Source organism: Pseudoalteromonas sp. NZS11_1, from assembly GCF_015864275.1.
GTDB classification, from domain to species: Bacteria; Pseudomonadota; Gammaproteobacteria; order Enterobacterales; family Alteromonadaceae; genus Pseudoalteromonas; species Pseudoalteromonas arctica.
The window spans coordinates 117,521-138,705 of sequence record NZ_JADYXK010000002.1 but is presented as its reverse complement, the minus strand read 5'-3'; the positions used below and the strand labels follow the sequence as shown (position 1 = coordinate 138,705).

Below are 21,185 nucleotides of genomic sequence, written 5' to 3'. Positions count from 1 at the left end.
ATACTCAGTAAAAAACATTAAAAACCCCAGCTTCGTTGCTGGGGTTTTTGTTTAGCGTAATAAGCAAGATTGTATTTATCGCAGCTAATAGTATTAATGAGGCAAAAAGGGTAGAATCGAGCGGTTAAATTATAGCTTGTTGGACTGTTTTTCCGACATTGAGGATGATATGAAATTTGAATTAGATTGTACTGACGGAAAAGCGCGCCGCGGCCGCTTAATTTTTGACCGTGGTGTAATAGAAACACCTGCATTTATGCCTGTTGGTACTTACGGTACTGTAAAAGGTATGACGCCAGATGAAGTAAAAGCCACTGGTGCGCAAATATGTTTAGGTAATACCTTTCATTTAATGCTTCGCCCAGGTACTGAAATCATTAAGCAACATGGTGATTTACACGACTTTATGAATTGGGATTTCCCAATTTTAACTGACTCAGGCGGTTTCCAAGTATTTAGCTTAGGCGCAATGCGTAAAATCACTGAAGAAGGCGTGTTATTTCAATCTCCAGTAAATGGTGATGAAATTATGATGTCGCCTGAAAAGTCGATGGAAGTACAGCGCGACTTAGGCTCAGACATCGTTATGATTTTTGACGAGTGTACGCCATACCCAGCAACTGAAAAAGAAGCTAAAGATTCTATGGAGTTATCTCTTCGTTGGGCTAAGCGTTCAAAAGAAGGGCATGGCGACAATCCATCTGCTTTGTTTGGTATTATTCAAGGTGGTATGTACCCAGAATTACGTGCACAATCGCAAGCAGGCTTAGAAGAAATTGGCTTTGATGGCTATGCATTAGGTGGTCTATCAGTAGGCGAGCCTAAAAACGAAATGATGAATATTCTTGATCATTGTGCGTTTAAAATGCCAGAAGACAAACCACGCTACCTTATGGGTGTAGGCAAGCCAGAGGATTTAGTTGAGTCTGTTCGCCGTGGTATTGATATGTTTGACTGTGTTATGCCAACACGTAATGCGCGTAACGGCCATTTATTCATTACCACAGGTGTAGTTAAAATACGTAACGCAGTACATAAAACAGACACAGGGCCACTTGATCCTGAGTGTGATTGCCATACGTGTGGAAACTATTCACGAGCTTATTTGCATCACCTTGATAAATGTAACGAAATTTTAGGTGCGCGACTAAACACAATTCATAACTTACGTTACTATCAACGTGTTATGGAAGGTTTACGTAATGCAATTAGCGAAGGTAAATTAGAAGAATTTGTACAAGATTTTTATGCTCGCCGAGGCCAAGACGTGCCAGAGCTAGTAGATATAAAAAATTAAACTTTAAAATTAAAGAGGAAGTATCATGAGTTTATTTATTTCAAATGCACACGCAGCAGCTGGTCAACCTGCGGCAAGCGGTGGTTGGGAAATGCTAATAATGTTAGCTATTTTCGGTTTGGTTTTTTACTTTTTAATCTACCGCCCGCAAGCTAAGCGCGTTAAAGAGCACAAAAGCTTAATGAGTATGATGGCTAAAGGCGATGAAGTACTTACCCAAGGCGGTTTAGTGGGTAAAATTGTGAAGATTTCTGAAGAGAAAGATTTCATCGTTATCTCTTTAAACGAGCAGGCAGAAGTAACAGTACAAAAATCTGCAGTATCTGCAGTATTGCCAAAAGGCACAATGAAGTCGCTATAAAAATAATAAGGACGACCCCGTGTTAAACAAGTTTCCAGTTTGGAAGTATTTACTTGTTTTAGCTGTGGTAGCCATTGGCCTTTTATATGCCTCTCCAAACTTGTATGGTCGTGATCCGGCTATACAAGTTTCAGGTGCTAAAGGCGCTGATGTCGATCTCAGTGTTGTAGACAAAGTAAACGCAATCCTTGAAAAAAATAATGTAACCGCTAAATCGACAATACTTGAAGATGGGCAAATTTTAGTTCGTTTAAAAAATGTTGAAGAACAGCTTAAAGCGCATGACTTACTGCGTGATTCGCTGAGCGACGATTACATTTCTGCTATTAATATGGCACCTGCTCAACCAGCTTGGTTAAAAGCGGTTGGTGGTAACCCTATGAAGCTAGGTCTTGATTTAAGTGGTGGCGTACATTTCACCATGGAAATCGACATGGCAACAGCGGTTGATAACCAGCTTGAGCAAATGGAACAAGATTTTCGTAGCGACCTGCGCGAAGAAAAACTACGTTACCGTAGTGTTCGCCGCGTAGCAGGCTCCGATCGTATGCGTGTAGAAATGCGTACCGAAGCAGATAAAGACGCAGCAGAGAGCTTCTTAGAAACTCGCTACCCGCTAAATGTCTACATTGATGACAGCAGTAACGATAAAGCATTTTTTGCGACAATGAGTGAGCAAAAACTCAAAGAAATTCGTGACTACGCTATCAAGCAAAATGAAACGATTATTCGTAACCGTATCAACCAAATTGGTGTTGCAGAACCTAACGTACAACGCCAAGGCGCTGAGCGTATTATTGTTCAACTACCAGGTATTCAAGACACAGCACGCGCTAAAGAAATTTTAGGCGCAACAGCAACACTTGAATTTCGCGAAGTAGACGAAAACGCTGATATCAGCGCTGCTGCTCAAGGTCGTATCCCAGCGGGTACTGAAATGATCATGAGCCGCGACGGTTACCCTGTTGTACTTAAAAAGCGTATTATTCTAGAAGGCAGTCATATTACTGGCGCGCAATCTGGCGCTGATGAATACCAACGCCCGCAAGTGAGTATTACGCTCGATAGCAAAGGTGGGGCAAAAATGAATGCCTTTACCAAACGTGCTATTGGTAAGCGTATGGCAACGGTATTTATTGAATATAAGCCATCAGGTAAAAAAGATGCAGACGGTAAAGCGCTTCCGCCTATTAAGGTTGAAGAAGTTATTAACGTAGCAACAATTCAAGCACGTCTTGATCGCTCGTTCCGTATTACAGGTATCGATAACCCAGCTGAAGCACATAACTTAAGTTTGCTACTTCGTGCAGGTGCGCTTGTAGCACCAATTCAAATTGTTGAAGAGCGCACTGTAGGTCCAAGTTTAGGTCAAGAAAATATTGAAGCGGGTATGACTGCGGTTGCACTTGGTTTTGCGTTTGTACTTGTGTTTATGCTTGTGTACTACAAAGGCTTTGGTATGGTTGCAAACCTTGCTCTTGCGGCTAACTTAGTACTGATTGTTGGTGTTATGTCTTTAATTCCAGGCGCGACACTTACGCTACCTGGTATTGCCGGTATTGTATTAACGGTAGGTATGGCGGTTGATGCTAACGTACTTATTTTTGAACGTATCCGTGAAGAGCTAGCCGATGGCCGAAGCCCTCAACAAGCAATTCATTTTGGCTACGATAGCGCATTTAGCACTATATTCGATGCCAACATCACCACGCTAATTGCTGCCATTATACTGTTTGCAGTAGGTACCGGCCCAATAGCGGGCTTTGCAGTAACACTTGCGATTGGTATTTTAACTTCAATGTTTACAGCCATCGTTGGTACCCGTGCGGTAATCAACTTATTTGTTGGTGGTAAACGTATTGATAAACTTTCGATTTAAGGAGCTGACATGCAAATTTTAAGTTTGGGTAGTAGAACCCTTCGTTTCATGTCTCTTCGAAAAGTGGCTATGGGTTTTTCGACGTTATTAATTTTAGCGTCGTTTGCATCAATTTTTGTTAAGGGCCTAAACTTTGGTTTAGATTTTACCGGCGGTACGGCGGTAGAAGTGGGTTTTTCACAACCGGCTGATCTTAAAAAAGTACGTGATGCACTAGCTGATAATGGTTTTGCTGATGCATCAGTGCAGCTATTTGGTTCAAGCCAAGAGATTTTAGTTCGCTTAGCACCACGCGGTAGCGATGTAAAAGCTGAAGTGATTGGTAACCAAGTAATTGATGCGCTTAAAAAAGCAGACGACAGCGTAGTAATGCGCCGTATTGAGTTTGTAGGCCCAAGCGTAGGTGAAGACTTAAAAGAGCAGGGTGGCCTTGCCATGTTAACTGCACTTATTTGTATCTTAATCTACGTTGCGTTTCGCTTTGAATGGCGCTTTGCTGTGGGTGCGGTAGGTGCACTACTACACGATGTTATTATTACTGTGGGTTTATTTTCGATATTAGGTTTAGAGTTTGATTTAACTATATTAGCGGCAATTCTTGCGGTAATAGGTTATTCACTTAACGATACAATTGTTGTATCTGACCGTATACGTGAAAACTTCCGCAAAGTGCGCATTGACGATACTGTAGAAATTATTGATATTTCACTTACGCAAACACTTAATCGTACACTTGTAACATCAATCACGACTATTTTAGTATTGATTGCTTTGTTTGCATGGGGCGGACAAACCATTCATGGCTTTGCAACTGCATTGCTATTTGGTGTGTTTATTGGTACTTATTCTTCGATTTATGTTGCGAGCTCTGTTGCTATAGCAATGGGCGTAAGCAAAGAAGACTTAATACCAGAAGTAATTGAAAAAGAAGGTGCAGACCTAGACGCAATGCCGTAATGGTTTTGTAACTACTTTAAAAAACCGCTCATTGAGCGGTTTTTTATTGCCTGTAATATATTTATGCTCACGATTGTTTTAGCTTTACTGTGCAAGTATGAATAAACAGTGCTAACTTTGTAGAGCACGCCATGAGTGTAACGTCGTACTATGTATTTAAAATAAGTATTAATAGCGCGGTTATTAATAAGTACAGTTACATAATATCGTCATCTTATATTTAGGCGCTGGAAGCTATTTAGCTTAAATAACGCGATAATTTAAACTATCAATAATAACTGTTAAAACTACCGATAATAACTAAGGTGATAATTATGTTGCCATTAAAGTATTTGATTAACGTAGTAAGTTTGTTTGTATGCAGCGCTTTAGCGAGTGAGGTAAATATCGTAAATGTAGCCCAGGAGCAGCGTGTGCAATATGCTCGTGACGACTACCTTAACGAGCTATTAGAAAAAGCATTGGTTAGCGCACAATACCCTGCAGAGATTAACCCCGTTTTAATTCATCCCCATCAACAACGTACTTTAATAGCACTAGATACAAAAAATTTAGATTTATACTGGAGTATGAGCAGTCCCGAAAGAGAGTCTTTAGCTATTGCGATTAAAATCCCATTATTTAAAGGCTACATAGGTAAAAGGGCACTATTAACAAGTAAGAACAGCATTGCTAGATTTAAAGGTATTACTAGCTTAGGGCAGTTAGGTAAGCTTTCTGCGGTGCAAGGTCATGATTGGCCAGATACAAAAATAATGGCATTTAATGGCTTGCATATAAGACCGTTTGCAAATTATCAGGCTATGTTTGCCTTAACAAGTGCAGGGCGTATTGATTACTTCCCACGTTCATTTATCGAGGTTAATTCAGAGCTTCTAGCTAATAAAGAAAGCAACCTAGTGATAGTACCTAACTTATATATAAGTTACCCAACAGGATTTTATTATTTTGTATCAAATAGTAAGCCAGAGCTTGCAGTGGCAATTGAAAAAGGGCTTAAAATAATGCAAAAAAATGGTGAGTTTGATACGTTGTTTGATGAATACTTTGCGAAGGATTTAAATACATTACCTTACGAAAAAGGTAAAACAGTAGAACTCAAGCTAGATAATCCTTATTTTTAGACACAAAAAAAGGAGCCTGAGCTCCTTTTTAGCATGCTATTAATAGCATCAAATTAGCGAAGTAACGACTCAGTTAATACTGGACGAATTTCACGAATAATTGCTTGAGTCAATTTTGGTGAACCACAGATAATATTGCCGCTGTGGTTATAGTTATTACCACCAGCGAAATCTACAACCATACCGCCCGCTTCTTTAACCATAAGTTCGCCTGCAGCAGAGTTCCAAGGTTTTAAACCAATTTCAAAAAATCCATCAACACGACCAGCTGCAACGTATGCCATATCTAAAGCAGAACAACCTGCGCGGCGAATGTCTGCAGTGTGTACAAACAATGCTTTAAACGCTTCAGTGTATGCGTCCATGTGGTTTTTGTTTTTGAAAGGGAAGCCAGTAGCAAGTACAGTGCCTGCAAGGACCGTCGTTTTGCTAACACGTAGACGTTTGCTGTTTAACTGAGTGCCTTGTCCGCGAGACGCAGTGAAAAGCTCGCCACGAATTGGATCATAAATAACAGCTTGGTCTAAACGACCTTTAACTTTAAGTGCGATAGAAACCGCGTAATGAGGGATACCTTTGATGAAGTTAGTTGTTCCATCGATAGGATCTACAATCCATTGGTAATCATCATCCTTGCCTTTATGCTCACCTAATTCCTCACCAACAATAGAGTGAGTAGGGTAAGACTGTAAAATAGTGTCACGAATTACGGCTTCGGCTTCTTTATCAATGTTAGTTACTAAGTCGTTAGCGCCTTTTTGTTGCACTTCAACTTTTGATAAATCTTCACTTGCGCGAAGTAAAATTTTGCCTGCGTTGCGCGCAGCGCGAACCGCAATGTTTAACATTGGATGCATGGTATTACCTTTGGGTTGTAAAAGAACGTTTATATATTTCAGCCGGCGTATTTTAGCGACTTTTGACATAAAGTAAACAATAAACCCCAAATACTTATGTTTGTTTTTTATGCAAGATTGAAATGTGTATATATTTTTAAAAAATAATAATGAGCAATTAATAAGTCATTATGTTCCTTTATGTGTTTATTAAATCGAATTAATTTTAAATAACGCTTTACCTAAAGTTAGCTTGAGGTTTTATCGTGCTCCTAACTTAATTGATAGGACAACATTATGCATTTAGAGCACGTAAACTTAGTCGCGAGTGATATAGATAGCATGCTTAAATTTTATCGCGCTGTATTTCCACATTGGTCGATTAGAAGTGAGGGCAGAGGCGATTGGCATGGAAAACCAAGACGCTGGGTACACTTTGGAGATGACACGCATTACATTGCGATAAGCGATCATGGTGAGGGTGAAAACAGAAACTTATCGGGTCATCAAGTTGGTTTTGCACACTTTGCTTATGTAACTAGTAACTTAAATGAAGTAGTAGCACGCTTAAATAAAACGGGTTTTGGGATAAGTAAGCAAGGTAGTGAGAACCCTTTTAGAAAGAATGTTTATTTTATTGACCCCGCAGGGTTTGAAGTAGAATTTGTAGAATATTTAAGTGATATCCCAAGTGAGCGAAATAACGATTTATAATAGGTTAAGCACCGCAAAGTGCGGTGCTTAACGAGGCTTTATGAACGATTATTTCCAGCGCCAAGTTGTGTTTTTAGCTCATTAGCAAAGCTCATAAATTTTTCTTTAATTGTGCGCTTTATTTTTACTTCGACTGAGCCCATTACTGCCTTTCCTTCAATATGAATAGTAGGACCTTGGCGTTTGTTAAGCGACACAGATTTATTTTCAAGGCTACTTAAAATACAAAACATTTTAGACACTACATTTACATGCTCTGGTACGTAAATCTCATCACTACCAAAAATACAGTTAACGTGAATAGTTACATTTTGATGCGCAAAAATGGCATCGGTAAAATCTAGCACCACCGATCCCATAAAGTTACTCAAATATATATTCTTTGGCACGACCCACTGACCGCTTCGCTCGTTAGAGCCTAAAATGCTGCGTAATGTAAAATCATCATCACTGTTTTGTTGTGCACTATAATGTGGTGTAAATTGCGATTGTTTTTCTGCTTTATATTGCTGATCAGTATTAAGTGTTAAATCTTCTACTAAGGCTAAAAGAGCTTCGTTATTAGGTGCATCCATCGCGTTATCTAAGCGTCTCTCAAATGCATCAACAGAAATAACCCCATGACTGTAATTATAAATTAATTGATCAATTACTTGTTCGCGTACTTGCTCTATTGGGCGGTCTTCGACTTTTACAGACATGGGGCATTCCTTATTATATTTACTATTAATACAGCTCTTGATGTTTATATGCAAAGCACGCACCAAATATAATAACCTTAATTATCAATGATTTAATTTTAAATGATGTTTTATGTTTTGTTATATTAACGATAGATTAACCAAAAATGCAATTATCTAGTTATTTTCACTATTTGAGAAAGTTTTACCGAGTAGCCTGTAAATAGTTACACAGCTATAGATAGTGCCTTATCCCAAAATTACATCAAGTTATTGAAATATATATATAAATAAAGTTGGCCTAAAGCTCGCATTAGTTAAAGTGTCTTTAATCAAAAGGAGAAAGATTATGAAAACATTTAACAAATCTATTATCGCAGCTCTAGTTCTTGGTACTACGGCTATGGGTGCCCAAGCAAACAGCTGGGAAAACGAAAGTAAAGATGCTTGGATTGATGGTAAGGCAGAAACAGTTCTACTTATGAACACTAATCTAAACAACTTTGACATTAACACTGATGTAAAAAATGGCAAGGTAGTACTTACAGGTAAAGTTAATAGCGAGCTTGATAAAGAGCTAGCAGAAGAACTTGTACTTAGCCTAGATGGCGTATCTGATGTTGAAAACAGCCTTACCGTTGTTAAAAGCATGGACACAAAAGATAGAAGCAAAGACATGATGGACGATGATGATAACGACTTAACGGACGCTAAAATCACCACTGTAATCACAACTCGCTTCCTGTTTGATTCAGAAGTTGGTGGTACAGACATCGATGTTGATACCGACAACGGTGTAGTAACTCTGAATGGCTCAGTAGAGTCTGAAGCTGAAAAGCAGCTAGCAGTTAAAATTGCTAAAAATGCTGAAGATGTTCGTGACGTAGTTGATAAACTATCTATTACTGCTGAATAACACAGTATAGTTAAGGCCCACTAACACTGGGCTTTACGCCTTTTTAATGCTTAATTTAAATGGAGTTTAATCATGGATATTATTCGTATAATACTTTCAGTTTTATTGCCGCCATTAGGTGTATTTTTGCAAGTTGGCTTAGGTATGCATTTTTGGTTAAATATTGTATTAACACTGTTAGGTTATTTCCCAGGGTTAATACATGCAATCTACATTATTGCGAAAAAATAATGACAGATTATATATTGTGTAAGCCGACTACTGAGGTTTAGCTAAATAAAAACTTCAGTACTGATCGGCTCACAATATCAGTTTTTAAAGTAAATATTTTTTATCAAAATCTAATTTTTAATTGACTCAAACTAAGTGATTTATTTCTTGTAACTCACTCCCAACATTCCCTCAGCCACACCTATCGTTTACTTCAATTAAGCTTTCTAACTAACAGCAGTGTTCTGATTCTGTATTGATGCCATTTAGGAAGTCTTTAACATTAGTTTGTTTATATATCTACAATACGCGATTAATTACTCTATTATTAAGTGGCAATATTACCATCACTTCTAGTGTTATCATTAAACCAAGTTTTTACGCATATTGAGGTAGCTAATTGAATATTCGACTTATACTGTCAGGCGTTGTGTCATTCGTTTTTTATTTTAGTTGGGCCTACTGGGCAAATAGTTCGGCAGATATTGCTAAATCTGTCACGTTTCAAGCTGCATTAGTACAAGGTTTGTATAGTGGATTTGTAACGCTGTTTTTTACTTTTATTTTAGAAAAGGTCGTCAACAAGTATAAGTCTAGTTATGTAACGCTTGCGTTTGTAACTCCAATTATTTGTATGTTTCATTCTAAAACACCACAAAACGTAGCAATACGACAAAGCTTCAATAATGCAATTAACTCTAGCGCCTCGTATTTAGGTAACAAAAAAATAGCAGGTGTACTTTTTGCGCCTATTATTCCGATTACTGTTCAATCGAGCTTAGTGATTATGGTGAATGTAATTAATCAGACACCCAATTTGGCACTTACAGTAGCCCCAAGCATATTTTTTACAGCCTTGTATGCCTACACATATATGTTAGCTTTACTTAAAAAAGTAGAGCGTTAAATATAAAAGACTACATGTGGGGGGAAGGTTTTTATAATTTAATGCAGAAAATATCATGGGAAATATCTTACATTTTATGCTTATACCCACCTAAAAGATTACTATTTAAGCAGTTAGCTTACTGATTGTTAAAATAAAGGTGTTTGGTAGTGACAAGCACCTAAAAAGTTTTTATACTGCAACCCGCTTTAGTCGCTCTGTGACTGAACGCTTCAAAAATTAACTGCCTAGCAGTTATATAAAAGTTGGCCCCTTAGCTCAGTTGGTTAGAGCACACGACTCATAATCGTTAGGTCCCCAGTTCGAGTCTGGGAGGGGCCACCACTTTTACAAACTTTCCAAAAAAATACCTACTCAAATTATTTAATGCTACATGAATTTAATATCGTGTAATTTATTATTCTTTATTTACCCCTAATAATAAATATAATTTAAATAAAGTTAATCCATAGATTAAGCTAAGCTTTCTTAAATTTGAAAGAGTGCGAATGCACTATTAAATTCCAGCGTTAGATCGGACGCTATTCATGCTCTGTCTTGTAAATAATAATGAGCTGCATCTGATTTCAGAATACAAAAAAAGCCCCTATTGGGGCTTTTTACTTGCTAGTGTTTACTTCTATTGCTCAAAACTACAAGAGTTAACTAATTTTTACGGTATATCTCATGCTCAATATCGTAAATATTTACGCTTAGGCTGTCTGATGCTCTGCAGTATGTTTTTAAGCATGAAAGTAGCAGTTCGCTTAACATTTGTTTTTGCTCAATTGAGCGCCCAGCCAATATATGTACCGCGATATGTATAAACCCTGATTTTCCTGCGCCAAGTTGATATTGCTGATAAGCAATAGCGCGTGTTTTGATGGTTTCTAATTCAAATAAGTTACTTTCGAAAGCGGTAGTGTGAATTTTTTCTACGAGAACTTGTGGTAATACAGGGAGGTCTTCTGAGTGTTCAATAATAATGTGCGGCATTTAGGCGTTTCCTATTATGAGTTACTGCATGAGCGAGAGTTAATTGTATCAAATACAACAGGGTTCGCTAAACCCTGAGCTATCTAAAATCTTTACTTTAAACTAATTTAGTCGTATTTATTTTTGATGTTAGTATAAAAACATACAGGTGAACCTTCGCTTAGTAACGTAGGTGCTAAATTACTTATATATTAATTAAGGATAAGTATGAAATTACCACAAAAATTTAAACGTTTAGTTTTACTTGCAGGTGCTGTTGTTACATTAAGTGCTTGCTCTGATGATGTTGCGTCGGTAAGCCTTGGGTTATTTACAACTAAAGATGTTGTAGTTAATTCGCAGCAAGATCCCATTGTTGAGGGCGTTACTTGTCATATTAGTCATATAGAGGCTAATTTGGATTTTTCTGATCCCTCTGATATGTCTATAGCGTGTCGTCAAACGGGGCCTATTACAGCGCAGCAGCTACAAAAAATAGACCGCAGTAAATCAGGTGAAGTGATATTCAAATCATCTAAAAGTATATTATTTAAATCACTAAAAGTGCGCCGTATTTACGATGCTGAGAATCGTACTTTATTGTACTTATCGTACTCAACTAAAGAATCCAGTGGTAGCCACCACCATGCGCTATCAACAGTGCCGCTATACAATACTCAAGCGTGGGATTGGGCGCTTACACAGAAAGACTAAACTAGCACTAAAACTTATAAGAGCACCTTATGTTAGCTTTATTTAAATCGGCACCTTTATTGGAAGATCAAGAGCAGCAATGGCTTATTGATACATTTATTTGGGCTGTAGAAAATTTTGATGCTGAGTTTTTTACAAAGCAAACACAAATAATACTGCCAACGGCCACTTTTTTCCCTGATTCGGTATCGAGCATTGAGGAAATGGCGAGTAATGTTTTTACCCGCGTTACTAATTACGCGGGTATGAATGCATGGCCTATTCAATTAGTTGCACCTCAGCAGTTACAACCACAAGTTTTTCCGCACTTTGAATTTAGTGATGAAATACGTGGCGAAGGCAGTCATTTAATTGTGCCGCCAAGCCATAAGGTCAGTATCTCTTTTAATCCTAATCAGATTAATCAGCCACAAGATTTAGTGGCAAGTTATGCGGGTACATTGGCCACCATACTTATTCATCACGTTGGGGTGCTACCGCCAGGTGGTAGGGAGTATTTACCACAAGCTGCAGATGCACTTGCCTGTTTTTTAGGGTTTGGTGTGATGATGAGCAACACGGTGTATCAGTTTAAAGGCGGTTGTGGCTCTTGTTATAATCCATACGCTAACCGTGAAGCTAAGTTAAGTGAAACACATACGGTATTTATGCATGCTCTGATTAGTTACTTTAAAAACGATAAAGTGTCTAAAAAACACTTAAAGCCGCATTTACGTGGTCAGTTTAAAAAAGCACAAAAAGAAATTAAAGCATTGGTAAATAACTCGGCTAACCCGCTGTTATTAGCTTATTCGCCAAACTAGCAAGGACCTGCGTGGAATACTTAGATGAATTTTTACTGATTGTTATTGCTCATTTTTTTGCAGTAGCAAGCCCCGGGCCTGACTTTGCCGTAGTACTTAAGCAAAGCGTGCAGCAAGGTAGGCGCAATGCATTGTGGACAAGCGCCGGTGTTGGCGCTGCTATTTTACTGCACGTTGCCTATTGCGTTTTAGGTGTTGCGCTTATTTTAACGCAATCGCCTAGTTTATTTATGGCGCTTAAGTATCTTGCCGGTGCATATTTAGCTTATTTAGGCGTACAAGCACTCAGAGCTGCAAAACCTCCAGCAAGTAATGAAGGCGAGGCTGCAAAAGATGTTGAAAACAAAACCGTCCAAGAAGAACCTGTTTGGCTTGCTTTTAGGCGCGGCTTTTTCACAAATGCATTAAACCCAAAAGCCACGTTATTTTTTATGTCGTTATTTACACTCGTGATTAGCCCAACCACACCTATTAGTATACAGGTCGGCTATGGCGTATACATGGCATTGGCTACGTGGGCGTGGTTTTCAATGCTTTCAATGATACTTTCTAGAAATAATGTAAGGGGTTTTTTCCAACAACGCGGTTATTGGTTTGACCGTGGAATTGGCGTTATTTTAATTGCCCTTGCAGTACGTGTTGTTATTTAACTTATTTAAAAAGTGTAGGAGATAAAATGCCGTTATATAATTTTTCGTTTGGCTCTAATATGTCATCTAATCGTTTGCTAGCGCGCTTACCGAATGTAAAGCGTGTAGGAACAGCGGTACTTAAAGGTTATGAGCTAACTTTTGATATGCTATTTAAAGATGGCTCAGGCAAGTGCAGTATTTGCCCAAGCGATAAAGAAGACGCGCTGGTTTACGGCGTTATTTATGAGCTTAATGAAGATGAAAAAGTTATTTTAGATAGTATTGAGGGCGTAGGTTACGACTGCGTAGATATAGCCCCAACGCTTTTAACGGGTGAGACTGTAACTGCACATTGTTATATAGCTAATACCCACGACAGCGACGTACTACCATACGATTGGTACATAAAACACGTTCATCGCGGATCACTTGAAGCGGGCGTACCAAAAGAATACAGTGATGCGATATTAAATCGCGCACAAAAAAGCGATACCAATCAAGAACGCGCAGCAATTGAATTTGCAGTTCATCAAAAAATAATAAAATAGGATTGATATGAAATTAACCAAACTTGCCGCAATTGCACTATTAGCGGGCACTACGTTTAGTAGCTGGGCACAAGTTGATACCAACAAAATTGACGATGTTATTAAAGCCTCAATGGCACGTTTTGACGTACCCGGTATGGCAGTCGCCATTGTTGAAAACGATAAAGTGATATTTGCTAAAGGCTTTGGTGTAACTAATCTCGATACCAACAAAAAAGTAAACAAAGACACTTTATTTGGTATTGCTTCAAACACCAAAGCATTCACTACTGCGGCACTGGCAAAGTTGGTTGATGAAGGTAAATTAAGCTGGGATGACCGCGTAATTGATCATTTACCAGAATTTAGATTATACGACTCATACGTAACACGCGAAATGCGTATTCGTGATTTATTAAGCCACCGCAGTGGGCTGGGACTTGGGCAAGGCGATTTAATGATTTGGCCAAGTACCGACAAGTCAGTTGATGAAATTTTAGCGGGATTACAGTATTTAAAACCAGCGAGCAGTTTTCGTAGTAAGTATGCTTATAACAACTTAATGTTTGTTACCGCTGGCGAAGTAGTTGCGCGTGTATCGGGTATGAGTTGGAATGATTATATCGAAAAAAACATATTGCAGCCGCTACACATGGACAACTCGCGCGCGGGATTTTCGCGTATTCCAGAAAGTAATAAAAACTGGGCAACCGGTCATATTCCTATGGATGGCACGCTTCATCCATTTTTTGTGAACTACCTAGAAGATTTTAGAGGTGCAGGTGCAATTGCTTCAAGTGTAAGCGACATGAGCCAGTGGCTTCGTACACAATTAGCAGGCGGTAAAATGCCAAACGGCAAGCAGCTATTTAGCGAAAAGCAACAAGCGCAAATGTGGCACCCACATATTACGTCTATGGCGTCTAAAAGCGCGTTTGAATCGTATCATCAGCAGTTTAGAGGTTATGGGTTAGGTTGGAGCATTGAAGACTATCACGGCTTTAAAAAGCTAGGTCACGGTGGTGGTATTTTAGGGATGGTATCGCAAGTTACTTTATTGCCTGAGAAAAAGCTTGGTATTGTTATTTTATCTAATCAACAAGCTTTTGGTGCGCTTTCGGCGGTAACCCATGAAGTACTTGAAGATGCGCTTGAGCTTGAAGATAAAGACTGGGTAGAAGATTTAGCTAAAAGTCATTTTGAAGGTAAACAACACGCGTACGCTAATGCAAAACCAGAAGCTCCGGCTGACTACCAACCGCAATTACCAAACATTAATTACACCGGTACATTACATGATGATTGGTATGGCGATGTGATTATTGAGCAGCTTGATAGTAAATTGCATATTGATTTTACGCATACCAAGCGCTTAAAAGGCACACTTGAGCATTACACCGGTAATACATTTATAGTTAAGTGGGATGAAAAACTGCTTGAAGCGGATGCGTTTATTCGTTTTGAAATGAGCTCACAAAACCGTGTAAATAGCGCTAAAATGCGTGCAGTATCAACAGCGGTTACCGACTTTAGCTTTGATTTTAGAAACCTGCATTTAAAGGCAAAGTAGCTAATAGCTTTGATATTTAAAATGTTGATATAAACCAAAGTCGCAAAGCCACCTGTCGGTGGCTTTGTTATATTAAGTTTTTACACCTTGTAAGGGACTTTTTATGCGTACCGCTGTTATTTCTCATCCTCATTGCCGTAAGCATAAAATGATAGACGACCATCCTGAGTGTCCTGAGCGCTTAGATGCAATTACCGACAGATTATTAGCCAGCGGTGTAGATGTTGGCTTAACCCACCTTCAAGCCCCTAAAGCCGAGCGTGAGCATTATTTACTTGCTCACGATGAATCTTTAGTTAAACACGTAGAAGCCACGATACCAACCGAAGGGCTTGCTAATTTAGATGGCGATACTTGGCTATGCCCAGATTCGTTTAAAGCGATTGAGCGTGCAGTAGGTGCGGGGGTTTTAGCTGTTGATGAAATACTTGCTGATAAACTCGATGCCGCTTTTTGTTCTGTGCGCCCGCCAGGGCATCATGCTAATAAAGATTCGTCATCCGGATTTTGTGTATTTAATAACTTAGCCATTGCTGTTAAGTACGCCCAAAGCAAAGGGGTTAAACGGATTGCGATTGCTGACTTTGATGTACACCACGGTAATGGCACACAAGACATTTTTATTGATGACGAAAACGTACTGCTTTGTTCGTTATTTCAGTATCCGTTTTATCCTAATACAGCGGTTAAAAATAATAGTCATATTGTTAATTCACCTCTGCCAATTGCTAGTAATGGCGACGACCTAAAAGAGGTGTTTACTGGGCAATGGTTACCAAAATTGAAAGCGTTTAAGCCTGAATTACTTTTTATAAGCGCAGGGTTTGATGCTCACCTAGAAGATGATATGGCAAGCTTAAAGTTTGTTGAGGATGACTACATTTGGCTTACCGAGCAACTATGTGGTGTTGCTAAAGAGGGCGGTTGCAAAGGGGTTATTTCGTATTTAGAGGGTGGCTATGCGCTATCAGCTTTAGGTCGCAGTGCTGTAGCGCATATAAAAGTACTTACTGAACTTTAAATAAAAAGGGAGTTTATAACCCTAGTAAATCAAACGCCTGCGCTGCACTTAGGGTTTTGATTTTACCAAGGCAGCATTGCCCTTCATTTAATAAGTAAGCTGTAACAAGCTGTGCTAGCTGCTCGCCATTCAATTTAGGGCAAGCAGTGCCTTGTAAATTAAGGAAGTCACCTTGCTTATTAAGTACTCGCACATCGCTTAGCTCACTTTGCATAACGCTGTGTAAGCATTCTTGTTGCTCTTGTTGGTTATGGGCTATCTCAAGCTCATTATAAATAACCAATAACTGTGGGTAGCTGTTTAACATAGCCCGTTAGCCTACGGTTACTTCATAAGACGTAAATTTACGAATATTAATAACGCCTTTTTCAAAAATTAAGTATTGGCCTTTAATACCTTGTAAAACACCACTTACAACAGGGTCTTTATCAAAGTTAAATGAGCTGATTTTTGTTGGGTATTCGGTTACTGGAAAGTTTAAATCAACCACATCTTCATCAAGTTGTTCTATTGCTGTTGCGCCAAATAATTCACTGAGCTCGTTTAGCTTTTCACTAATTTGTGGGATCAGCTCGGCTGCAGCTGCTTTTAAGTCAATTGCTTCGTTTTGACCTTTTAGCATATTGCGCCAATTCGTTTTATCGGCAATAAATTCAGCCAATGCAACTTCCACTAAACCTGATTGCAGGCGAGTTTGCACTTTAAAAATAGGTAATGCCTGAGTCGCGCCTTGATCAACCCAACGAGTCGGTATTTGTGTGTGGCGGGTAATACCTACTTTTAACCCAGAGGTGTTAGCGAGATATACATAGTGCGGAATCATGCAGTTTTCTTCACCCCACTGTGGCTCTCGGCACGTGCCTTGGTCGTAGTGGCAGGTTTCTGGTTTCATAATACACATATCGCAACTAGCGAGCTTGCGCATGCATACAAAACAGTGACCTTGAGAATAGCTTTTTTTGGTTTTTTTACCGCAGTTAGAACATAAAATAGTGCCACTAAAGGTAAGCGTAAGCTCCTTACCTATAAATGCATTTAAGTCTACTAGGTGTTCACCTACAGGTAAGTGATATTGTACTGGTTCGGTTAAGCTCGATTTTAATTTACGCAGTGTGCCTTGCATCTTTACTTGGCCCCTAAAGATGTTAAAAAGAGGAGTCTAACATTTTTAAGCTATATTGGCTTTTTAAGAAGTGTAAATAGTCGGTGTAAGGCAGTGCTTTTGCGTATAAATAACCTTGGGCGTAGTCAGCGTTCATATCTTTGAGTAAGTGATGGATTTCTTGGGTTTCTACCCCCTCAATTGTTATTGATAAATTGAGGTTATGCGCCATATCAATGGCTGTTTGTACAATAACCTGGTGAGTAGGGTTATTAGGTAAATCAAAAACAAATGACTTATCTATTTTAAGTTCACTAAAGTGATAATTGACTAAGTAGCTAAGTGATGCATAGCCTGTCCCAAAGTCATCCAGTACTACTTTAATACCTAATGCGGTTAGCTCATCAACTAACTTTATAAGTGCATCCTGGCTATCTACGAAGGCCGATTCGGTTAGTTCAAATTTAAGTAACTGTGCCGGCACTTGGTATTTAATTAAAATATTTTCTACTTTTTCGGCTAAGTTATTTATAGTTAAGTTTTTAGCGCTTAAATTTACGCTAATTGTGTGCTCGTTATAGCCATTTTTTGTTAGCTTGACTATGTCTTTACAGGCTTGCTCTATTACCCACAGTGTTAGCTCGTTAATAATGCCTGTGTGCTCAGCAAGTATTATTAGTTCTTCAATTGATAAGTTGCTGTAAGTTGGGTCGGGCCAACGTAATAAAGCTTCAGCACCACTTACGTGGTTACTTAATAAGTTTATTTGAGGTTGGTAATAAAGTGCCAGTTGATTTGTTTTGATGGCTTGTTGCAGCTTAGCGGCTAGAGCAACGTCCATCATTAGATTATTACCATTTGACGATGACCCAACTTGATTAACGCTACCTTTTGCTTTTTTAAGCGCTAAATAACCACGCTTTAACCAATATTCAAAGTCGTTACTCTTACCTGCACTACTAATACCTATACTGTAACTAAGCTGCAGGTTTAGCCCTTTAATTTCATATTGTTTTGGTAGGCTGCTAATTATTTTAGTCAGTAGTGCTTCTAGCATTTCTTGGTTTTGTGTTTTAGTAGAAATACAGGCAAATACGCCACTGCTTAAATCGGCTAAGCGTGGGCTGGTGTTTAAATCTGTTTCGAGGTTTGTAAATTCGCGTTCATGGCTGAGTTCTAATTCAAGCTCTTTGGCTACATGCTTTATAAGTGTGTAGCCCTGAGAAGAGGTAATAATAGTATTGAGCGAATTAAAGTGACGTATTTTTATTAAACATAAAGTTGTTGAGCGGTTTTGGCTTTGTAGCGCCATAAATGCTTGTTTTAGCTTGGAGCTATTAAGTAACTTTGTTTGTTGTGTGTGCGTGGCATGGTAAAGCGCACGTTCGCGCTGATACCTTACTCGGTCTGCTAACGCCATTGCCATTAAAATAACTTCGCACAAAATAGCGACTAAAAAGGCATGGCGGGTTGTAAAGGTATACGGTAAAACACCAGTGAGTTCCATGGGCTGAATTGCAGCACCAAATATTAGTGGTATCCATGAAAAAACATAAAACTTAGCCCACCTAAAACCACTACGTAACTTGTTATATATTAAAATAATACAGGTAATATAAAGCAGTACCATCACACCAAAAAATATAGGAGCCGCTATATTCTCGGGAATAAACAAGCTACATACAGCAAGAACAAACATAAGCCAAAGTAGGGTGATGCTCATTTTGTAGCGCCAGCATTTATCCTTATGGTAGCGCAAAAACATGGTGCAAAAAGCAAGGGTGAAAAAAGCGACCCCATAATTACTAAACACGACTTGTTCGTTAATAAGGAGCTGCCAGTGATTAGGCCATATATAAAAACCAAAACCTAATACAGCCCCCATTAACGTAATAGCGCTGACGATGTAGCCAATATAAATTAAATAAACACGGTCTTTTATGCCAAAATAAAGCACCAAGTTATAAAGCGCAGCCATCAATAGCACGCCTACAAAAATGCCCCAGATCCCAGTTTGAGAGCGCACTAAGTCAATAAACTCTTTATCACGATATAAGTTTACAGGTGTTTTACTTATGCCGATTGTGTCTATTTTCATTACTAGGCGCTGTGACGACTTTCTTTCTACTAAAAAACGAATATGCGGTACGCTGTATTCAAACAAAGAGAGGGCTTCTTCTTTATCGCCGAGTTTGTATGTTTCAATTAGTTTGTTATTTTTGTCGAGGCGATAAACCGTAAGGTGATCGACCATAGGGTTGTCAAAATGTGCCACAACATTTTGCTTATTAAGGCTTTTATTTTCTAAATCAAGAAACAACCAATAGTTTTGCTGGCTAAAACTCCATGGAACATCTGAAAATGGTTGATGAGTAAGTAATTCAGGTTGGTTAATAATGGTATCGAATGTTTTAGTTTTAGTTTCGTCAATATAGTAGGCGTAATCGAGGTACATTGGAGCCGTCTTATCAATTGTATATCGTGTAGGCACGACAAGGTTTGATGCCAATGTACTGATTATAAAAAATATAAAGATCAGTATGGCAACAGCAATTGCATGATAACGTAAAGTTCTTAGTTCCAACGTTTGTGTACTTTTAAAAAACCTTTTAATTAGTGTAGCACTAAAAAAGCGCAGGGAAACTGCGCTTTTTTAGTTAAATTAACTGGTTATACCAATGAATAGGTATTACAGGCTATTGCTCGCGTGCAATAGCACGGTAAGCTATATCAGTACGATATTCCATACCATCCCAGCTAATTTGTTTAACAAGCTCATAGGCGCGCTGCTGCGCTTGCGTAACGGTGTTACCAAGTGCTGTTGCGCATAATACGCGACCGCCTGCGGTTACAACGTCATTGCCACTTTTCTTAGTACCCGCATGAAACACTTTTTCACCCGCAGGGTAATCAACTTTTAGCCCCGAAATTGCATCACCTTTAGGGTAATCACCAGGGTAACCTTTAGCTGCAAGTACAACACCAACGGCTGCGCGTGGGTCAAACTTAATCGTTGTTTTATCAAGTTCTACACGGTTAGCAGCTTCAATCAATTCAACTAGGTCTGATTGTAAACGTAGCATCATTGGTTGAGTTTCAGGGTCGCCAAAGCGACAGTTGTACTCAATTACTTTAGGGGTACCTGTTTCGTCAATCATCAAACCTGCGTATAAAAAGCCGGTGTACGGATGGCCTTCGCTTGCCATGCCTTCTACCGTAGGGTAGATCACTTCGTTCATAATACGCTGGTGGATTTCATCCGTAACAACTGGCGCAGGTGAGTATGCACCCATGCCACCCGTGTTAGGACCGGCATCGCCATTGTAAGCGCGTTTATGGTCCTGACTGGTAGCAAATGGTAATACGTTTTTGCCATCAACCATTACAATGAAAGACGCTTCTTCACCGTCTAAAAACTCTTCGATAACAACACGACTTCCCGCATCGCCAAAAGCATTACCCGCAAGCATATCGCGAATAGCTGCTTCGGCATCGGCTTGCGTCATGGCTACAATTACGCCTTTACCTGCAGCTAAACCATCTGCTTTTACAACAATTGGCGCGCCTTTTTCTTTTAAATAAGCTAGGGCTGGGTCAATTTGTTCAAACGTTTGATAATCGCCTGATGGGATATTGTGGCGCGCTAAAAAATCTTTAGTAAACGATTTAGAGCCTTCAAGCTGAGCTGCGCCTGCCGTTGGGCCAAAAATAGCCATGTTATGTTCACGAAACTTATCAACAACACCCAGTACTAACGGTATTTCTGGACCTACAATAGTAAGCTCTACATTGTTTTGCTGTGCAAAACTAAGTAAACCCTCTAAGTCGTCAACGTTTATTGCTACGTTTTCAAGTTTTGGTTCAAGTGCAGTACCTGCATTACCAGGGGCTACAAATACAGTATTTACTTTGGTGTTTTGAGCGGCTTTAAACGCAAGTGCGTGTTCGCGGCCGCCGCTGCCAATGACTAAAACATTCATG

Annotated in this window: 22 protein-coding genes and 1 tRNA gene; 16 read left to right on the top strand and 7 right to left on the bottom strand. The window is 39.1% G+C overall.

The genetic code is table 11. The annotated features are described in order from the left end of the window. Nucleotides 1-169 precede the first annotated feature (169 nt). The 5 genes from tgt (at nt 170) to I6F44_RS03275 (ending at nt 5,618) form a co-directional block, all read left to right on the top strand. Nucleotides 170-1,297 carry a tRNA guanosine(34) transglycosylase Tgt gene (gene tgt / locus I6F44_RS03295; RefSeq protein WP_007586471.1) on the top strand — a complete coding sequence of 376 codons (1,128 nt, stop codon included), beginning with the start codon at nt 170-172 and terminating at the stop codon, nt 1,295-1,297. Between the two features lie 25 nt (nt 1,298-1,322). Then, entirely contained in the window at nt 1,323-1,658 is a 336-nt protein-coding gene (yajC, locus tag I6F44_RS03290; RefSeq protein WP_007586472.1) for a preprotein translocase subunit YajC, read from the top strand. A 19-nt stretch (nt 1,659-1,677) separates the two neighbouring features. Beyond that, nucleotides 1,678-3,537, top strand: a complete 1,860-nt coding sequence (gene secD / locus I6F44_RS03285; RefSeq protein WP_010554381.1) for a protein translocase subunit SecD — start codon at nt 1,678-1,680, stop codon at nt 3,535-3,537. A 9-nt stretch (nt 3,538-3,546) separates the two neighbouring features. Further along, nucleotides 3,547-4,494 (top strand): protein translocase subunit SecF, encoded by a 948-nt coding sequence (gene secF / locus I6F44_RS03280; protein ID WP_024590595.1) that lies wholly within the window; start codon nt 3,547-3,549, stop codon nt 4,492-4,494. Between the two features lie 314 nt (nt 4,495-4,808). Further along, a complete protein-coding gene (locus I6F44_RS03275; protein WP_121953760.1) occupies nt 4,809-5,618 on the top strand; it encodes a substrate-binding periplasmic protein in 810 nt (269 codons plus the stop codon). A gap of 53 nt (nt 5,619-5,671) precedes the next feature. On the opposite strand, the gene suhB is transcribed toward I6F44_RS03275, so the two are convergent. Further along, the gene (gene suhB, locus I6F44_RS03270; RefSeq protein WP_002957826.1) at nt 5,672-6,475 is read right to left on the bottom strand and encodes an inositol-1-monophosphatase; all 804 of its coding nucleotides are present in this window, start codon (nt 6,473-6,475) and stop codon (nt 5,672-5,674) included. 276 nt (nt 6,476-6,751) lie between these two features. On the opposite strand from suhB, the gene I6F44_RS03265 reads away from it, so the two are divergent. Then, complete coding sequence (locus I6F44_RS03265; protein ID WP_121953761.1) at nt 6,752-7,168, top strand: VOC family protein; 417 nt, start codon at nt 6,752-6,754, stop codon at nt 7,166-7,168. A 38-nt stretch (nt 7,169-7,206) separates the two neighbouring features. Here the strand turns inward: I6F44_RS03265 and I6F44_RS03260 are convergent, their stop codons facing one another. Further along, on the bottom strand, nt 7,207-7,869 hold the full coding sequence (locus I6F44_RS03260; RefSeq protein ID WP_076924056.1) for a LiaF domain-containing protein: 663 nt from the start codon (nt 7,867-7,869) through the stop codon (nt 7,207-7,209). A gap of 328 nt (nt 7,870-8,197) precedes the next feature. Here I6F44_RS03260 and I6F44_RS03255 point away from each other — a divergent pair, with 328 nt between their 5' ends. From I6F44_RS03255 to I6F44_RS03240, 4 genes are all read left to right on the top strand, one after another. After that, nucleotides 8,198-8,764, top strand: a complete 567-nt coding sequence (locus tag I6F44_RS03255; protein WP_197173291.1) for a BON domain-containing protein — start codon at nt 8,198-8,200, stop codon at nt 8,762-8,764. 72 nt (nt 8,765-8,836) lie between these two features. Next, entirely contained in the window at nt 8,837-8,995 is a 159-nt protein-coding gene (locus I6F44_RS03250) for a YqaE/Pmp3 family membrane protein (RefSeq protein ID WP_121953763.1), read from the top strand. A 379-nt stretch (nt 8,996-9,374) separates the two neighbouring features. After that, nucleotides 9,375-9,881, top strand: a complete 507-nt coding sequence (locus tag I6F44_RS03245) for a hypothetical protein (protein WP_101162741.1) — start codon at nt 9,375-9,377, stop codon at nt 9,879-9,881. 247 nt (nt 9,882-10,128) lie between these two features. Beyond that, nucleotides 10,129-10,205, top strand: a tRNA-Ile gene (locus I6F44_RS03240). 321 nt (nt 10,206-10,526) lie between these two features. Here I6F44_RS03240 and I6F44_RS03235 read toward each other — a convergent pair. Then, nucleotides 10,527-10,856, bottom strand: coding sequence for a 5-carboxymethyl-2-hydroxymuconate Delta-isomerase (locus I6F44_RS03235; protein WP_002957818.1), 330 nt, complete (start codon nt 10,854-10,856; stop codon nt 10,527-10,529). 207 nt (nt 10,857-11,063) lie between these two features. On the opposite strand from I6F44_RS03235, the gene I6F44_RS03230 reads away from it, so the two are divergent. The 6 genes from I6F44_RS03230 to I6F44_RS03205 all read left to right on the top strand — a co-directional run bounded on the left by I6F44_RS03230 (nt 11,064) and on the right by I6F44_RS03205 (nt 16,102). Then, complete coding sequence (locus I6F44_RS03230) at nt 11,064-11,549, top strand: CreA family protein (RefSeq protein ID WP_121953764.1); 486 nt, start codon at nt 11,064-11,066, stop codon at nt 11,547-11,549. 29 nt (nt 11,550-11,578) lie between these two features. Continuing rightward, nucleotides 11,579-12,352 carry a hypothetical protein gene (locus I6F44_RS03225; protein ID WP_121953765.1) on the top strand — a complete coding sequence of 258 codons (774 nt, stop codon included), beginning with the start codon at nt 11,579-11,581 and terminating at the stop codon, nt 12,350-12,352. A gap of 11 nt (nt 12,353-12,363) precedes the next feature. Then, nucleotides 12,364-13,002: a LysE family translocator gene (locus tag I6F44_RS03220; protein ID WP_121953766.1), complete on the top strand. Its 639-nt coding sequence runs from the start codon at nt 12,364-12,366 to the stop codon at nt 13,000-13,002. Between the two features lie 26 nt (nt 13,003-13,028). Beyond that, nucleotides 13,029-13,532: a gamma-glutamylcyclotransferase family protein gene (locus I6F44_RS03215; RefSeq protein ID WP_121953767.1), complete on the top strand. Its 504-nt coding sequence runs from the start codon at nt 13,029-13,031 to the stop codon at nt 13,530-13,532. Between the two features lie 7 nt (nt 13,533-13,539). Beyond that, nucleotides 13,540-15,081: a serine hydrolase gene (locus I6F44_RS03210; RefSeq protein ID WP_121953768.1), complete on the top strand. Its 1,542-nt coding sequence runs from the start codon at nt 13,540-13,542 to the stop codon at nt 15,079-15,081. A gap of 103 nt (nt 15,082-15,184) precedes the next feature. Next, a complete protein-coding gene (locus I6F44_RS03205) occupies nt 15,185-16,102 on the top strand; it encodes a histone deacetylase family protein (protein WP_024600162.1) in 918 nt (305 codons plus the stop codon). Between the two features lie 13 nt (nt 16,103-16,115). Here the strand turns inward: I6F44_RS03205 and I6F44_RS03200 are convergent, their stop codons facing one another. The 4 genes from I6F44_RS03200 to purD all read right to left on the bottom strand — a co-directional run bounded on the left by I6F44_RS03200 (nt 16,116) and on the right by purD (nt 21,184). Beyond that, nucleotides 16,116-16,409 (bottom strand): hypothetical protein, encoded by a 294-nt coding sequence (locus I6F44_RS03200; protein ID WP_121953769.1) that lies wholly within the window; start codon nt 16,407-16,409, stop codon nt 16,116-16,118. A 6-nt stretch (nt 16,410-16,415) separates the two neighbouring features. Further along, entirely contained in the window at nt 16,416-17,225 is an 810-nt protein-coding gene (locus I6F44_RS03195; RefSeq protein ID WP_010553372.1) for a DUF2797 domain-containing protein, read from the bottom strand. A gap of 22 nt (nt 17,226-17,247) precedes the next feature. Further along, on the bottom strand, nt 17,248-19,788 hold the full coding sequence (locus tag I6F44_RS03190) for an EAL domain-containing protein (RefSeq protein ID WP_121953770.1): 2,541 nt from the start codon (nt 19,786-19,788) through the stop codon (nt 17,248-17,250). A 112-nt stretch (nt 19,789-19,900) separates the two neighbouring features. Further along, the gene (gene purD / locus I6F44_RS03185; RefSeq protein WP_197173290.1) at nt 19,901-21,184 is read right to left on the bottom strand and encodes a phosphoribosylamine--glycine ligase; all 1,284 of its coding nucleotides are present in this window, start codon (nt 21,182-21,184) and stop codon (nt 19,901-19,903) included. Nucleotide 21,185: the final 1 nt, after the last annotated feature.

Coding starts and splice junctions, on each gene's coding strand:
- I6F44_RS03215 (WP_121953767.1), top strand. CDS start 13,029: ATGCCGTTATATAATTTTTCGTTTGGCTCTAATATGTCATCTAATCGT.
- I6F44_RS03255 (WP_197173291.1), top strand. CDS start 8,198: ATGAAAACATTTAACAAATCTATTATCGCAGCTCTAGTTCTTGGTACT.
- I6F44_RS03250 (WP_121953763.1), top strand. CDS start 8,837: ATGGATATTATTCGTATAATACTTTCAGTTTTATTGCCGCCATTAGGT.
- I6F44_RS03230 (WP_121953764.1), top strand. CDS start 11,064: ATGAAATTACCACAAAAATTTAAACGTTTAGTTTTACTTGCAGGTGCT.
- I6F44_RS03260 (WP_076924056.1), bottom strand. CDS start 7,869: ATGTCTGTAAAAGTCGAAGACCGCCCAATAGAGCAAGTACGCGAACAA.
- I6F44_RS03195 (WP_010553372.1), bottom strand. CDS start 17,225: ATGCAAGGCACACTGCGTAAATTAAAATCGAGCTTAACCGAACCAGTA.
- I6F44_RS03225 (WP_121953765.1), top strand. CDS start 11,579: ATGTTAGCTTTATTTAAATCGGCACCTTTATTGGAAGATCAAGAGCAG.
- I6F44_RS03275 (WP_121953760.1), top strand. CDS start 4,809: ATGTTGCCATTAAAGTATTTGATTAACGTAGTAAGTTTGTTTGTATGC.
- I6F44_RS03235 (WP_002957818.1), bottom strand. CDS start 10,856: ATGCCGCACATTATTATTGAACACTCAGAAGACCTCCCTGTATTACCA.
- I6F44_RS03210 (WP_121953768.1), top strand. CDS start 13,540: ATGAAATTAACCAAACTTGCCGCAATTGCACTATTAGCGGGCACTACG.
- I6F44_RS03205 (WP_024600162.1), top strand. CDS start 15,185: ATGCGTACCGCTGTTATTTCTCATCCTCATTGCCGTAAGCATAAAATG.
- secF (WP_024590595.1), top strand. CDS start 3,547: ATGCAAATTTTAAGTTTGGGTAGTAGAACCCTTCGTTTCATGTCTCTT.
- purD (WP_197173290.1), bottom strand. CDS start 21,184: ATGAATGTTTTAGTCATTGGCAGCGGCGGCCGCGAACACGCACTTGCG.
- I6F44_RS03200 (WP_121953769.1), bottom strand. CDS start 16,409: ATGTTAAACAGCTACCCACAGTTATTGGTTATTTATAATGAGCTTGAG.
- I6F44_RS03265 (WP_121953761.1), top strand. CDS start 6,752: ATGCATTTAGAGCACGTAAACTTAGTCGCGAGTGATATAGATAGCATG.
- tgt (WP_007586471.1), top strand. CDS start 170: ATGAAATTTGAATTAGATTGTACTGACGGAAAAGCGCGCCGCGGCCGC.
- yajC (WP_007586472.1), top strand. CDS start 1,323: ATGAGTTTATTTATTTCAAATGCACACGCAGCAGCTGGTCAACCTGCG.
- suhB (WP_002957826.1), bottom strand. CDS start 6,475: ATGCATCCAATGTTAAACATTGCGGTTCGCGCTGCGCGCAACGCAGGC.